12 protein-coding genes are annotated in these 15,202 nt (G+C 66.6%); 6 read left to right on the top strand and 6 right to left on the bottom strand.

The features are described 5' to 3' along the window. Positions 1-19: 19 nt before the first annotated feature. Positions 20-916 carry an RNA polymerase sigma-70 factor gene (locus tag AC5Y6X_RS01865; protein ID WP_499983948.1) on the bottom strand — a complete coding sequence of 299 codons (897 nt, stop codon included), beginning with the start codon at positions 914-916 and terminating at the stop codon, positions 20-22. Then, a complete protein-coding gene (locus tag AC5Y6X_RS01860; RefSeq protein ID WP_324674640.1) occupies positions 913-2,082 on the bottom strand; it encodes an NAD(P)/FAD-dependent oxidoreductase in 1,170 nt (389 codons plus the stop codon). The genes AC5Y6X_RS01865 and AC5Y6X_RS01860 overlap by 4 nt, the downstream gene beginning before the upstream one ends. 228 nt (positions 2,083-2,310) lie before the next feature. Here AC5Y6X_RS01860 and AC5Y6X_RS01855 point away from each other — a divergent pair, with 228 nt between their 5' ends. Both AC5Y6X_RS01855 and AC5Y6X_RS01850 read left to right on the top strand, forming a co-directional pair. Further along, complete coding sequence (locus tag AC5Y6X_RS01855; RefSeq protein ID WP_324674642.1) at positions 2,311-4,176, top strand: putative bifunctional diguanylate cyclase/phosphodiesterase; 1,866 nt, start codon at positions 2,311-2,313, stop codon at positions 4,174-4,176. A gap of 7 nt (positions 4,177-4,183) precedes the next feature. Further along, positions 4,184-5,854, top strand: a complete 1,671-nt coding sequence (locus AC5Y6X_RS01850; protein ID WP_324674644.1) for a hypothetical protein — start codon at positions 4,184-4,186, stop codon at positions 5,852-5,854. A 9-nt stretch (positions 5,855-5,863) separates the two neighbouring features. Here AC5Y6X_RS01850 and AC5Y6X_RS01845 read toward each other — a convergent pair whose 3' ends face one another. Then, positions 5,864-7,834, bottom strand: a complete 1,971-nt coding sequence (locus tag AC5Y6X_RS01845) for a hypothetical protein (protein ID WP_499985171.1) — start codon at positions 7,832-7,834, stop codon at positions 5,864-5,866. A gap of 396 nt (positions 7,835-8,230) precedes the next feature. Here AC5Y6X_RS01845 and AC5Y6X_RS01840 point away from each other — a divergent pair, with 396 nt between their 5' ends. Next, positions 8,231-8,908, top strand: coding sequence for a TetR family transcriptional regulator (locus AC5Y6X_RS01840; RefSeq protein WP_499983943.1), 678 nt, complete (start codon positions 8,231-8,233; stop codon positions 8,906-8,908). A 102-nt stretch (positions 8,909-9,010) separates the two neighbouring features. Next, complete coding sequence (locus AC5Y6X_RS01835) at positions 9,011-9,715, top strand: TetR family transcriptional regulator (protein ID WP_499983941.1); 705 nt, start codon at positions 9,011-9,013, stop codon at positions 9,713-9,715. Between the two features lie 12 nt (positions 9,716-9,727). On the opposite strand, the gene AC5Y6X_RS01830 is transcribed toward AC5Y6X_RS01835, so the two are convergent. After that, complete coding sequence (locus AC5Y6X_RS01830; protein WP_324674650.1) at positions 9,728-10,090, bottom strand: PAS domain-containing protein; 363 nt, start codon at positions 10,088-10,090, stop codon at positions 9,728-9,730. Between the two features lie 163 nt (positions 10,091-10,253). Beyond that, on the bottom strand, positions 10,254-11,807 hold the full coding sequence (gene metG, locus AC5Y6X_RS01825) for a methionine--tRNA ligase (RefSeq protein WP_499983940.1): 1,554 nt from the start codon (positions 11,805-11,807) through the stop codon (positions 10,254-10,256). Between the two features lie 24 nt (positions 11,808-11,831). On the opposite strand from metG, the gene AC5Y6X_RS01820 reads away from it, so the two are divergent. After that, entirely contained in the window at positions 11,832-12,695 is an 864-nt protein-coding gene (locus tag AC5Y6X_RS01820; RefSeq protein ID WP_499983938.1) for a TatD family hydrolase, read from the top strand. Here AC5Y6X_RS01820 and AC5Y6X_RS01815 read toward each other — a convergent pair. After that, on the bottom strand, positions 12,659-13,936 hold the full coding sequence (locus tag AC5Y6X_RS01815) for an MATE family efflux transporter (protein WP_499983936.1): 1,278 nt from the start codon (positions 13,934-13,936) through the stop codon (positions 12,659-12,661). The genes AC5Y6X_RS01820 and AC5Y6X_RS01815 overlap by 37 nt on opposite strands. A 364-nt stretch (positions 13,937-14,300) precedes the next feature. Here AC5Y6X_RS01815 and AC5Y6X_RS01810 point away from each other — a divergent pair, with 364 nt between their 5' ends. Further along, positions 14,301-15,185 carry a methyltransferase domain-containing protein gene (locus AC5Y6X_RS01810; protein ID WP_499983934.1) on the top strand — a complete coding sequence of 295 codons (885 nt, stop codon included), beginning with the start codon at positions 14,301-14,303 and terminating at the stop codon, positions 15,183-15,185. Positions 15,186-15,202 lie beyond the last annotated feature (17 nt).

Genomic DNA, 15,202 nt, shown 5'->3' with positions numbered 1-15,202 from the left:
GCGCGCCGGGCCCGGGTCGTCAGCCGCGGCTGATGTCGCGAGCGGTCGCCAGCGCCACCAGCTTGTCCGGGTTGCGCATCACGTAGAAGTTGGTGATCTTGTCATCGGCGATCTCCAGCGTGATCAGGCCCTCGAGCCGCTCGCCGAGGTAGAACAACACCGCGGGGGCGCTGTTGCAGGTCACCATCTCCACGCGCAGCGCCGCCGCGCCCCGGCGCATCAGCCCGGTGATCGCCCTGGCCACCCGCTCGGCGCCGACCACCGGCCTGCGGGCGGCGGAAACCTTGCCGCCACTGTCGGCCATCCAGGTGGCGTCCGGGGCGAGCATCGTCATCAGCGCCTGCACGTCGCCGCTGGCCGCGGTGGCCAGGAACTGGGCGGTGATCTCCGCGTTGCGTTGCGGGTCTATCCCGTCGAATCGCTTGCGCCGCGCCCGCACGTGCTCGCGGGCCCGGTGCGCAACCTGCCGCACCGTCGCGGCCGGTTTCCCGACCGCCGCAGCGATCTCGCCGTAGTCGAAACCGAACACCTCCCGCAGCACGAACACGGCTCGTTCGTCCGGGCTCAGCGTCTCCAGCAGCACCAGCATCGCGATCGAAACCGATTCGGCCAGAACGACATCCGTCGACGGGTCCCGATCGTCGGTCAACAGCGGCTCGGGCAGCCACGGCCCCACGTACTCCTCGCGGCGACGAGCGTCGGCCCGCAGCGCGTTGAGCGCCTGGCGGGTGACCAGCTGGGCCAGGTAGGACTTGGTGTCGCGCACCGTCGCCAGGTCCACCCCGGCCCACCGCAGGTAGCTGTCCTGCAGCACGTCGTCGGCTTCGGTTGCCGAGCCCAGGATTTCGTAGGCGATGGTGAACAGCAACGGCCGCAGCAGGGTGAACCGTTCGGCGTGCTCACCGGTGGCGGTCATCGCAGTGCGACCTGCTCGCCGGCCGCCAGTTGGGCGGGCCGATTGCCGCCCTTGAGCCAGAAGTACGAGCCGGGCTTGGCGGCCTCGCGGCGGATGCCCCACAGCGTGCCCTTGCAGATCGCCTCCTTGATCGACGCCGCGCTGCGGCCGCCGACGACCACGTTCACCGGGGTGTCGTCGGTGCGCGCGAGCTGGAAGGCGCCGTGGGCGCGGCCCAGGCTGATGCACTGCCCGACGAACGCCTGGTTGAGCGGCGCTGGCTCCTCCCCGGCGATGCGGCTGAGCACGGTGTTGGCGGCCTGGGCGCCCAACGGCCCGGCGGCCTGGCAGCTCATCCGCAGCGGCCGGCCCGACGGCGCGGCCGCGTCCCCCGCGGCGACGATGCGCTCGTCGTCGACGCTGGTCAGCGTCTCATCGGTGAGCAGCCGGCCCTCGGCGTCGGTGCGCAACCCGCTGCGCGCGGCCAGGTCCGGCACGGCGAAACCGGCCGTCCACACCGTCACGGCGCTGGGCAGCACGACGCCGTCGGTGAGCACCACCGCGTCCCAGCGGACCTGGCTCACCGCAACGGATTCCAGCACGTTCACGCCGAGCTTGCGCAGGCGCTTGGCTACCGAACGCCGGCCCCGGTTGCTCAGCGACGGCCCGAGGATGGCCCCGCAGACCAGCGTCACCGGGCGTCCCCGTTCGGCCAGCTCGGCGGCCGTCTCGATGCCCGTCAGCCCGCCACCGACCACGGTGATGGGGCCGTTGGTGGGCAGGTCGGCGAGCGCGTGCCGCAGCCGCTGCGCGCTCTCGAAATCGGTTATCGAGTAGGCGAACTCGGGCGCCGTCGCGCCGGTGCTCCCGACGGCGTAGATCAGATAGTCGTAGGCCAGCTCGGCGCCCGAGTCGAGCAGGACCCGCCGGGCGCCGACCTCGATGCGGTCCACGGTGTCGACGATCAGCCGGATCCCGTCACCGAGCAGTGTGCCGTAGTCGGCGGTCGCGACGCCGGTGCCGGCGACCAACTGGTGCAACCGAATCCGTTCGACGAAGACCGGACGGGAATTGATCAGGGTGATATCGATGTCCGGACGCTGCCGCAAGTGATTCGCGGCCAGGGTTCCGGCGTATCCGCCGCCGACAACGACGACATGGGTTCTCTTGCGGGCGACCTCGCTCATTTGTGTCTCCTATTCTCGCGGGCCTAGTGCCCTTGAGACACCGCGGACCGGGCGGGTGTGACAGGCCGGGGCCGGATTGTGAGCTGTCTCACTGCCAGGTCGCGCTCGAAACCGTTCGTTTTCAGGCCGATCGGAACGTCGGGTGGGCCGGGTCGCGCATGATACGCTTCGCCATACTGATTGGGCCAGCCGCCCAGACGGGATATTTGCCCGACGTCGGAGGAGCCCGTGCCGCGCAGTCTGGATCTCGTCGTCACCTCCGTAGCCACCCAGCTGATGCAGGCCACGAGATCCACCGCGACCCAGGTCAGCGAAAAGATCCTCGAGCAGCTTGTCGAGCAATTCGACATGGACAGCAGCTTCCTGCGCCACAACGACCAGGAGATCCGGGCCTCGGTGTTGGTTGCGGAATGGCCGCCGCGAACTGACGTTCCGGACCCGGATCCCATCGCCGTCATCCACTTCACCAGCACCGACCCGGTGCTCGCCCAATGCGAGCGCAGCAGGAAACCGGTAGTGATGCGCGGCGAGCAGGATGGCGGTTTCCTGCAGCGCTGGCTGCACCGGGCCAACGGGCACCCCTCGCCCTCGGTGGCGGCCGCGCCCCTGGTCTCGGGCGACACGGTCACCGGCATACTCGGCTTCGTCAAGCTCGGCGCACGGAAGTGGAACCAAACGGAGATCAACACCCTCGAAGCCGTCGCCGCGCTGTTTGCGCAGCTTCAAGCCCGTCTCGCGGCCGAAGAAAAGCTGCGCCACCTGGCCGACCACGACGATCTGACCGGCCTGTACAACCGTCGGGCGCTCGTGGCGCATCTCTCGGAAAGGCTTGCGGAGGGAAGGACGGGGCCGGTCGCGGTCTTGTATCTCGACCTCGATCGGCTGAAGCCGATCAACGACTACCTCGGCCACGCCGCCGGTGACTGGTTCCTCAAGGTCTTCGCGCAACGCATTCGGGTTTGCGCGGGCCCTCAGAGCTTTATCGCGCGGTTGGGTGGGGACGAGTTCGTCGTCATCCCCGACCAGCCGATGTCGACCGGCACCGCGGAGTCGTTGGCCCGTCGGATGGGGGCGATGCTGCACGAACGCCTGGCCGTCGGGGGCTACATGATCACCCGCACCGCCAGCATCGGGCTGGCGATGGGCATACCGGGGCGTGACAACGTCGCCGAACTGCTGCGCCGTGCCGACGAGGCCGTGCTGACCGCCAAGCGCGGGGGCGGCAACCAGGTTGCGATGTTCAACGATGACATGTCGCTGAAAAGCGCCTTCCGCAACGACATCGAGCTGCATTTGCGAGGCGATATCGAGAGCGAAGCGCTGCTGTTGCATTACCTGCCCGAGGTCGACCTGTGGACGGGTGCCATCGTGGCCGCGGAGGCATTGGTCCGCTGGCGGCATCCGATCTGGGGGTTGCTGCTGCCGGATTCGTTCATCGGGGTGGCCGAGACGACGAATCTTGCGGCCGACCTGGGCCAGTGGGTGATGCGAAGCGCCTGTGCGGAATTCAGCCGGTGGCGGGCCAACGGTGTCGGGCAGAGCGCCGTGTTGCGCATCAACGTGTCGCCCGTGCAATTGATCACTCGGGGATTCGTTCGCAGTGTCGCCGACACCATCGACGAATTCGGCATCGACGGCGGATCGATCTGCCTGGAGATCACCGAGCGGGCCGTGGTGCACGACATCGAGACCACTCGCAAGACCCTGACCGAGCTCAAAGAGGTCGGGGTCCAGATCGCCATCGACGACTTCGGCACCGGTTACGCCGTTCTGTCGCACCTGAAGTCGCTGCCGGTCGACATGCTCAAGATCGATACCGGGTTCGTTCGCGACCTGGGCAACAACGCCGGCGACCTCGCCATAGTGCGGGCGATCATCGGGCTCGCCGAGGCCTTCGGCCTGCAGGTGGTCGCCGAGGGCGTCGAGACACCCGCTGCCGCACTGACATTGATGCAACACGGGTGCCACCGCGCGCAGGGATTCCTGTTGTCGCGTCCCGTTCCGGGCGATGCGATGGAGGCGTTGCTCGCCGCGCGCTGGATGCCGATGCCGTTCCTCGCCGACCGCGAGGCGTTGTCGTTGGGCGTGATCTGACGCACCGATGTTCGCTCCATCGATGAAACGTGTGCTGGCCGTTGCCCTGTGCGCGGTGACGCTGATGCTGGACGCGTGCGGCGGGCATCCCAACCCGGGGCCGTTTTCCGCGATGATCAGTCCGGCCATCCCGCCGAGCGTTCAAGCGATCGCCAACCCGCTGCGCGGACAGTACGAAGGTCTTTTGAATCCCCTTTTCCCGCAGGGCAATCCGGCCCAGCAGCGGTACCCGGCTTGGCCGGCGTCGTATGACGCGAGCCTGCGCGTGTCGTGGCGGCGGTTGCAGCCTACCGATCCGCGCACGCTGCCGCCCGACGCGCCGGACGACAGCAAGTTCGACTTCAGCGTCATCGACGACGCGCTGGCGAAGCTGTCCAGCCGCAACATGCGGCTGATCCTTCGCGTGTACGCCTACGACTCGTGTTGCAACGACTCCTATTCGGACAACGCGAACATCGCGATCCCCGACTGGATGCGCTCGGTGGCCACCAGCTACCCGGGGCCGCCGAACACGGCGGGGGTGACGCAGGTGGTGCCCGACTGGAACAACCCCGGCTACCTGGACGCCTTCGGACAGCTGCTGGCCGCGCTGGGCCGCCGCTACGACGGCGACGAGCGGCTCAGTGTTTTCGAGTTCTCCGGCTACGGGGACGCCAGCGGCAACGACATCGCCTATCTGCGTGATTCGCTGGGGGCGCCGGGCCCGTCGCCGGACGACAGCGTGTCGATGTTGGGGTATTACAGCCAGTTTCGCGATCAGAGCATCACCGCCGCGTCCATCCGGCGGCTGGTCGCGGCCAACGCAAACGCGTTCCCCCACACGCAATTGGTGGTCACGCCGCAGAACCCGGAGATCGTGCGCGAGTTGCTCGGCGACGACGTCACCAAGAAACTGTCCGCGCCGGTGGGCATCCGCGCGGATTGCCTGGGCGTGCAGGCGCCGTTGCCGGCCTGGGCCGAGGCCGGCGACTCACACTATGTGCGGTCCAACGATGCCGTCGTCAACGCGATCAAGCAGCGGCTGACCTCGGCGCCGGTGATCAGCGAATGGTGCCGGATGCCGAACGGAACCGACCCGCGCGCCTACTACGAGAAGGGCCTGCACGATGTCATCAGGTACCACGTGTCGATGACGTCGAGCACCAAATTCCCGGACCGGGACGCGACTTCGGCGATGGACCCCAACCTGTATGCGCTGTGGGCCCAGGCCAACGCCTCCGCGGGCTATCAGTACTCGGTGGAGGCGCGGCCGGGGTCGCAATCGATCCAGGGCAGGGTGGCGAGCATTTCGGTCGTCTGGACCAACTACGGCTCCGCGGCCGCAACGGAGCAGTGGTCGCCCGGCTACAAGCTGATCGATTTCTCGGGAGCCGTGGTCCGGACCCTGCCGGCGACGGTGAACCTCAAGACGCTTGTTCACGACGATTCCAGCCAATCGCGCGAGGAGGCGGTCCCGGCGCCGTCGACCGAGTCGGTGCGCGTCGACCTGACGGGCCTGGCGCCGGGGCACTACACGCTGCGCGCATCCGTCGACTGGCAACAGCACAAGCCGGGCGCGTCACACGTGGTGAACTACGCCCCGATGGCGTTGGCCCGGGACGGTCGCGACGGCTCGGGTCTGTATCCGGTTGCGACGCTGGATATTCCGCGCGAGTCCACGACGGCGAACGGTCGATGACCGCGCGCGTCAGCCGCGGTGCGATCCGCGCCGGCTGCGCACTAGGATGACCGCTGCGCCGACGACGGCCACGGCAAGCCACCCCGCGCCCAGCCACCACAGCCATCCCCAGCTCGCCGAACGCTCGGTCGGTGGGGCCGGATTGGCCGGGTTGTCTACGGTCACCGGATCCTGTCCGGGCATGGATATGATCGCCGCGCCTTTGAGGCTTTGCCAGCCCGCGGCGTCGTGGTTGAGCCGTCGGAGAAGCTCGTCGAGCTGCCCGGGTGCCCCGGTGGACGTCGCGATCAACAGCGTTCGGCCGCGGTTCAACACCGTTTGAAGGGAAGCGAACGGCACCGGCGGGTCCAATGCGAGAGTGGTGGGTTTGCCCTCCGGCCCAAGGGCGTTGACGGTGATGGGCCCGGTGGATCCCGCGGACACCGGAAGCACGATGTCGGGGTGATTCCACCCATTGGCGGCGATCAGTATCGCGGGGCTTGGCGAATCGATCGCTTGTTGCACGCTCGTCACGGCGGTCTCGATCGGTATCGCGCTCATTCGCTGCAGGCCCACCATGATCGCGACGGCGCGCGCGGTGTCACTGAACGAGCGGGGCTCGATGCCCACCAGGACCCGGGGCAGCAGTGTTTGGGGCACCGACAGCAGGCCCGCGGGCACCGGCGGTTTGGCGGGGCTGCTCTGCACCGCGCTGTCGCCGTTGATGGTCAACGTGAGGAGCCGGTCCCCGGGCCCGAGGGCGGTGTAGTCCCCGCACGGCCCATAGTTCCCCGAAACGGTGAGCGTCACATCGAGACGGGTGTATCGCCCCAGCAGCCGATCCGGGACGTCGATCCAGCGGTCGATGAGGCCGCGGCCGTCGGTGGGCCACTGGTCGATGGTCTCCGATCCGATCGCTGCCGTGATCTGGCCGCCCATATTGGCCGGCGTGGGGGTGTAGGACCCCCGCAGATGCACCCGCACCGCGTGGATGGATCTGCCAAACCCGGTCTGGTTCAACGTGATCGATACCCGGGGCTGCAGCGTGGCGGACGTCAAGTCGGGCTGCCCCAGTTCGCGCAGCGTGGTGGTGTCGCCGGGCAGTCGGACGCTGGGCTGCAGCGATCCCACGACAGCCTTGGGGGCGAGCGCCAGCTGGGACAGGTCGTTGTTGAACAGCACGGCCGCGTCCGATTCGTCGGTTCGCCGCAGCGGTCCCGAGATCAGCAGCCAGGGGTGCGTCGTGCCTTGGATGGAAAGCCCGTTGCTCGGTCCCTCTTTGACGAGGATCTGGCGTTCCAGCGGTCCCGGCGGCGACGGCGGCGCCACCTGCCCTTCGGTCAGCGGGACCACGGCAATCTCGGGCAACTGTGAGCTGTAGTGCGTGGCCGCGGAGGCCGCCAGTTGAACCGCCGTGTCGGACTCCACCGTCGACGGCGATTGCGGCAGAAATATGGTCAGCTTCCGCAGCATTGGCGGCAGGAAGTGGGCCACCGTGTCGGGCGGCTGTTCGACCCCGGTGAACCTGACCGCCGCGTCGAACAAGCGCAGCGGGCTCCCGTGGTCGCACCAGTTGTTGCCCTCTGCCTGCTGCAGATAGGAACGCAATGTCAGGGCCAGGTAGCCGTTGGTCACTTCCGCCGCGCCCAGCGGGAGGACGATTGGCGCTCCGTCGGTGGTGGGCAGGTCCACCTTCGCGATGGTGCGGTCGCCCTGTGTGACGACCATCACTCCCGACCGCAGATTGAAGGGCGGTTGGACGGTCGCGTTCAGAGCGGCCGGTGCCAGCCCGCGCGGAACCGGCAGCGTCAGCGGCACCCAGCCTTCTTGGCCCCAGAAGGTCAGGATCGAACCGGACCCCAGGTCGGTTAACGGCAGGGTCATCGAGTCAGTCGGGGTGCCCGGCTCGTCGGGCGTACCCCACGACGGCGGGGCGCTCGCGGTCAAGATTGCGAACACACCGATCAGCGCAACGATGCCGCGCACACATCTCCCATGCATCACCGGAACAACTTCAGCTGGCCGCCACCGGGCTCGAGGCGCCAACGGCCGAGAGCGTCCCGGCCATCGCAGGGCGATGTTCCACCGCTAGCATGGAGGGATCATACATACTTTTTGTATGATGAGAGCGGTTACCGCCGATATAAGGTATCTAAGTATGTTGGGACAATCGGCCCGCTAAGGCCTTGAAACTCCGCCCGCCGAACGAAGGCACCTAAACTACATTCGAAGCGCCGCTCCCATGCCGTCCGATGAATGCCAACCGGTGGCTACTGGGACCGGCGGCTTGCAGATGGGGGCGTTTTCCGAGGAAGGCATCGCGAACGTGAAACACCATGCGCACGTCGGCGCAGCCGTCCCCGTTCCGGCGCTACACAAACCAGCCTTGCGGGTGCGATGACCGAACGTCCGACCGGCAGCCGAGCGGACACCACTCGGAGACAGATTCTGGGCGCCGCCGCGCACCAGTTTGCGCGCCGCGCCTACCACGAGGTCGGCCTCGACGACATCCTCGCCGAGGCCGAATTGACCAAGGGCGCCATGTATTTCCACTTCCGGTCGAAGCACGCCCTGGCGATCGCGGTCATCGAAGAACAGATCGCCACCGGTACCGCCGCGTTCGCAGACCTGTTCGCCCGCGAGCTTTCGGGCCTGGAAACCCTCGTGGACCTCGTCTTCTGGCTGGCCGTTGAGGACATCACGCAGGACGTGACCAGGGCATCGCTGCACCTGGTGGAGGCGATCGGGCGGGTGGAAGACCTGCACGCGACGCTGTTGGGCGGGTGGATCCAAACCTTCGCCCGCGTGGTGCAGGACGCGATTGCCGACGGTGATGTCGACGAAGGGTGCGATCCGGAGGATGTCGGGCGCCTCATCGTGTCGCTCTACCTGGGGTTGCGGCATACCAGCAACCTGGACGAACCGGAGCGGTTTCTCCACGATCTGGAGAAGAGTTGGGCCCTGCTGCTGCCCGGGATCCTGCGACCGGACCGAATCGATTACTTCCGGCAATTCATCGGCCGGCGCGCAGCACTTGCGAACAGCGCCACGACCGCCGGCGCAACTCACGACTAACCCCGTTAGGGCGGTTCGCTTACGCTTGACCCGCTGACCGGGGGAGGATGTAGGGCACCGAGGTTCGGCGTGTAGGCCGGTCCAAATTCCGGAGGTACAGCGGTGGCGCGCCAGGTTCGATCCGAGCTGACCCGGCGAAAGATTCTCGACGCCGCGATCGACGTGTTCATGGAGGTCGGGTACACGGCCGCCGGGTGGGGCACGATCGTCGAGCGCACGGGCATGACGAAGGGCGCCCTGTACCACCACTTCGATGCGAAGGAACCGCTGGCGTCCGCGATCATCGAAGAAGGCTCCGGCACGCTCCTCGGGGCCTTTCGCAATGTGTGCAGACCGGGTTCGCCGGCGCTCGAGAACATGATCCATGGAACGCTGGCGGTGGCGAACGTGCTCGGCTCGGACAAGACGGCCGCCGCGGCCGAGCAACTGGCCGCCGCCCTGAGCGGGTTCAATGAAACGGCTTCCGGCTTCTACGCAAACTTGGTGAACCAGGTGGCGGCCGAGGCCCGGCGGGCAATCACCGAAGGAGATCTGCGGGAGCACGTCGATCCGGAAATGGTCAGTGAGTCGATAATCGGCGCCATGTTCGGAACGCGGTTGGTGTTCAACGCGAAGTCCGGCAATGACATGGCCGCGGGCGGCGGGCTCACCGGCCGGTTGACACAGATCTGGGAACTGCTGCTGCCCGGCATCGCGGTGGAAGCGTCGTTGTCATATTTCCAGCAATTCCTGCACCGCGAAGCGCTGCGCCATGCGAAGGTCGCGGTTGCTCGCGACGACGCCACGGTCGAGCCGGCGACCCGCTAGGTGCCCGCGCTTTTAGCGCTCGTCCTGCCACAACTGCTCGGTGAGGTCCTGGAACGTGGCGAGGGCAAATTGATCGTCCGCCCGCTTCATCGCGGACTTGCTCATCAGAGCGCGCACCACGGAGCCGTCCTTGTGCACCAGTTCGACGACCTCGTTCGCCAGGGCGTGGACGAGCGACAGTGGGGACTCCGCGGTCTGGGCCTGGCTGAAGATTTGGTGGAAGCCCAGCGACAAGACCTCGTCCGGCTCGTAGCCCACCATCTCCGCAAATGCGGTGTTGGTGAAGATGATGCTGCCGTCGTGCGCGACGGCCAGCACGGGAACCGGGATCCGCTCCAGCACGAGCGACGCCGGCAGTTCCTGCAACGTGGCCATCGGTGATTGGTCCTGTTGCCGATTACGTCGTCGGTCCACGCGCAGATTATGGCCGTAGCAGTGGCTGTGTGGGGAGCTTTCCCCCAATGCATTCGCAATTCATTCGCATGATCACTCGACGTCGGTGCTGGATGCTCGTCTCGTTCCCGTCACTGCGTTCCGCTCACTCGACTTCGGAAGGCTGGTAACGGGGGAACACACCCGTCGGCGCCGGCAGTGGCGTGCCGGGCACCAGCCGCGCGTCGACGGCGGCGAATGCCCGCCGGTCTTCGCCCTGGCCCAGCAAGTCCAGCAGCTTGTTGGCCGATTCGGGCATGACGGGTTGCACGAGCAGCGCCGCGACGCGGACCGCCTCGCAGGTGGTGTAGAGGACGGTCCGGAACCGCACCTGATCGGCGTCGGACTCGCTCTTGCGCAGCACCCACGGCTGCTGGGCCGAAAAGTACTTGTTCGCCTCGCCGAGCATCAGCCAAATCGCCTCGAGGGCCAGGTGCATCGCCTGGGCGTCGAAGCTCGCGCGCACCCGATCCAGCAGACCCGCGGCCGTCTTCAGCAGTTCGGTGTCGGCGGCGGTGAACTCGCCGGGTTCGGGCACCACACCGCCCAGGTTCTTGGCCACCATCGACAGCGACCGCTGGGCCAGGTTGCCGAGCTCGTTGGCCAGATCGGCGTTGATCCGGGTGACGATGGCTTCCTCGCTGTAGCTGCCGTCCTGGCCGAACGGGACTTCCCGCAGCAGGAAATAGCGCACCTGGTCCACGCCGAACGTGTCGATCAGGGTCACCGGGTCGACGATGTTGCCCACCGACTTGCTCATCTTCTCGCCGCGGTTGAGCAGAAACCCGTGCGCGAAAACCCTTCGGGGCAGCTCGATTCCGGCCGACATCAAAAACGCCGGCCAGTACACGGTGTGGAACCGGATGATGTCCTTGCCGATCATGTGCAAGTCGGCCGGCCAGTAGCGCCGGAACAACTCGGAGTCGGTGTCGGGGTAGCCGGCCCCGGTCAGGTAGTTGGTCAGGGCGTCGACCCAGACGTACATCACGTGATCGGGGCGATCGGGCACCTGGACCCCCCAGTCGAACGAGGTGCGCGAGATGGACAGGTCGCGCAGGCCCCCCGACACGAAGCTGACGACCTCGTTGCGCCGCACCTCGGGCGCGATGAAGTCCGGGTTGGCCTCGTAGTGGGCCAGCAGCTTGTCGGCATACGCCGAGAGCCGGAAGAAGTACGTCTGCTCCTCGGTCCACGTCAGCGGGGCGCCGGTCTCGACGGCGATGCGGTTCCCGTCGTCGAGGAGCCTGGTTTCCGATTCGACGAAGAACCGCTCGTCGCGCACCGAGTACCAGCCGGAGTAGGCGTCGAGGTAGATGTCGCCGGCCGCCGACATCCGCCGCCAGATTTCCTTGGAGGCCTCGTGGTGGTCGGCGTCGGTGGTGCGGATGAACCTGTCGAAGGAGATGTTCAGCCTCTCCTGCAGCCGCTGGAACACGTCGGAATTGCGCCGGGCCAGTTCGGCGGTGGGCAGCCCCTCGGCCGCCGCGGCCTGGGCGACCTTGAGGCCGTGCTCGTCGGTCCCGGTCAGGAAGCGCACATCGAAGCCGTCCAGCCGCTTGAACCGGGCAATCGCGTCGGTGGCGATGTACTCGTAGGCGTGCCCCAGGTGCGGTGCGGCATTGGGGTACGTGATCGCGGTGGTGACGTAGTAGGGCCTCATCGAGAACCACCCTATTGTGTCCGCGTGAGCTCCTACCGATCTGGTGAACGAGAAGCGCCGCCCGCCCCGGAGCCGTTGGCGCCCCTGGTCGATGCCCACACCCACCTCGACGCGTGCGGCGCCGGTGACGCCGTCGGCTTGCGCGCCATCGTGGAACGCGCCGCGGCGGTCGGGGTGGTCGCGATGGTCACCATCGCCGACGATCTGGACTCGGCGCGCTGGGTGACGCGGGCCGCCGAGTGGGATCGGCGGGTGTACGCGGCGGTGGCGCTGCACCCCACCCGCGCCGACGCGCTGGACGATTCGGCGCGAGCCGAAATCGAGGGACTGGCAGTCCACCCGAGGGTCGTGGCAGTCGGCGAGACGGGCATGGACCTGTACTGGCCGGGGCGCCTGGACGGCTGCGCCCGACCCGATGTCCAGCGCGAGGCATTCGCCTGGCACATCGACCTGGCCAAGCGCTGCGGGAAACCGCTCATGATCCACAACCGCGATGCCGACGCCGAGGTGCTCGACGTGCTGGCCGCCGAGGGGGCACCCGACGCCGTGATCTTCCACTGCTTTTCGTCGGACAGTGCGATGGCCCGCCGTTGCGTGGACGCCGGGTGGTTGCTCAGCCTGTCCGGGACGGTGAGCTTTCGCAATGCACACGCCCTGCGCGAGGCCGTGCGATTGATACCGCCGGAGCAGCTGCTGGTGGAAACCGACGCGCCGTTTCTGACGCCGCACCCGTATCGGGGCATGGTCAACGAGCCGTACTGCCTTCCGTACACCGTGCGCGCCGTGGCCGAACTTCTGGATCGTCAGCCGGAGGACGTCGCGCACATCACCACGAGCAACGCTCGGCGCGTCTACAAGTTAGAATCGGTCGGTTCGCAATCACCTTGAGCGCCAAGCTCTTTGGTCCCCGCCGTGATGTCCACGGACGACGCGCGGGTGCAGGCCTCCCACGGTGCGTAGTAGGCCAGCCCCAGGGAGGTCACCAGTATCGATCCCACCGCCAGGCCGACGGCCACGCCGCTTGCGCTGCGGAACAGCAAGGCGGCGCCGGTGCACGTCACGAGCGTCACCATCATCCACGCGATTTTGAACCGCAACACGTCCAGACTCCGATTGAACGTCTTGAGGAAGATGCACAGCGCGAACGCGACCACGCTTGCGCAGTACTCGATCACGATGATGGGAAGGACATGTTGGGCCGGTCCGAATGACTGGCCCAGGACGTAGCCCCCCACGCGGCCCGGCACTGAACACAGCGCCACACCGCCGGCCACGGCCAATGCCGCGACGCCGGCGAACCATCGCAGTGAGGCGTACCAGACCGTCCGGGGCTGCGCGGTGTTGCGGGTGGCTTCGGAAATGACGACCAGCTGCAGGGCGCCGACGAGAATCCCAATGGGCGCCAAGAGCAGCGTCGCGCCGCGAAGCGCCGCCGTGGCCGCCGGACTCAATACCGCCGTCACCATTCCGAGGACCAGGAACAGGTTGGTTTGCTCGAGGCCCGCGTCGATGCCGTATCTGATGCGGTGCTGCCAGCCGGCCCGCAGCCACCGCCCGAAGCCGTCGAGTCGGGGCAGCATCCGAAGATCCGCCGCCATCCCGATGAGAGCGATCAGGCCGAGGCCCGCCCACCCCCCGATCAGCCACGGCACGGTCGAAAGCTTCAGCCACGCCGAAACGAGTAACAGAACCGTTCCGAGGAACCAGACGCCGTCCCAGGTGGCCGCGACTTGCGGCCTGCCACCGGAGATCGCGACATATCGCAAGATGTCTTGGCACAACACAATCGGCGCGGAGACGGACAGCAACACCGCGGGCAAGCCGAGTGCGTATCCGAAGGCCACCATCACGCCCAGAACGACGCAGCCGACCACCAGGCCGGCGAGCAGCGCGTGGGAACCCTCGCGGCGTATTTGCACGGTCGTTTGATCGGATTTCAGCAGCAGTGGGGTTCCGAGGGCACCGCGCTGCGCTCCCAGTAGGGCGGTGAGTGCCGTGATCATCAGAACGATTTCGCCGAACGATCGCGTGCTGGACGCCACCGCGACGGCGAATGTGAAGATTCCGTTGCTGGCGCTGGAGAAGACTTGGTCGACCACCGCAGACCAGATGCGTGTCCTGCCGTTCACCACATCTCATTCACTGGGAACCTTCAACCGCCGAAACCGATGATGACCGGATGGGATCATTCACGTCACCGTGAGCCGGTCGCTCGCCCCGGAGGAAAACGAAATACAGTGCCAGCGCGGCTAACATCGTTACGACGAGCGCGATGACAATTCGCGCCGCGAGCCGCATATTCATCGGTTTATCGGCCCCGGTGCCGAGGCGGTACTTTCAGCACCGCCTCATCGTAGCGTCACCCGGGACCGCCGTCCCGCCTTATTGCGCTCCATCACGGTGACGCGGTCGGTACGCAAAAATCTCGCCCCTGCCGCCTTCTTGCTAGGGTTCTTCCAACGCGACCGAATCGCCGCGATGTGAGGGCGTTGTATGCAGAAGAATCGTTCCGTCGGCGGGGCGAATGTGAGGCCCACCTGGGTTCGTCGTGGCACCAGATTGGTTGGCCGTAGTCTCGAAATCGCCTCCCGGTTCGAGCCGATCCGCCGGGCACTTTTCGAGTACTACGATCAAAGATCGAAAAGATTCATGCGTCTGGCTCCCGCCCACCCATTTGACAACGAGTACGCAATAAAAACCAGCGGCGTGCTGCCCGGATCCGTTCTCCGGCTGGGCTATCCCCTGAAAGCGACCACCGGTCGCGTCGGCTATCTCGGTGTGCAGCCGAGCATCCTTCGCCGGGCCTTGAACATTCTCCCCGTTGATAGTGGAACAACTTTCGTCGACCTGGGTTGCGGAAAAGGGCGTGCTTTGGTGGTGGCGTCCGAGTTTCCGTTCGGGTCGATCGTCGGCGTGGAAATATCGCCCGAGCTCGCCGAGGTTGCCAGTGAGAATGCTCTGGTGGTGCGCCGGAACCACCCGCAGCGAACGCCGATATCCGTTGTCGAAGGGGACGTTCTGGACTATGCGCTTCCACCGGGCAATCTCGTCATATTCTTGTTCAATCCCTTCGAAAAGGTTCTGATCACACAGCTTCTGAACAAGATCGAGGCCGCGCTGCGGGAGCGAGACAGCAGCATTTACGTTGTCTACATCAACCCGGTGTGCGGCCACATTTTCGACGGCTCCTCGATGCTGAGCCGGATCTACGCCGAATCACTTCCATACGACCCGGCGGAAATAGGAACCGGCCCAGACTCTTCCGATACCGTGATCATCTGGCAGGATAGAAAAAATCCCCGCGTGAGTGCTCGCGAAGGGGTAGACCGGCGGATTGTGGTGACAACCTTCGGCATGCGCGCCGAGCTCGTGGACTAGTTGGCCACCGGCTGGTG

The sequence above is a fragment of the Mycobacterium sp. NGS26 genome, from assembly GCF_059813025.1.
The sequence above is the reverse complement of the archived record's forward strand: the minus strand, read 5'-3'. Positions and strand labels throughout refer to the sequence as shown.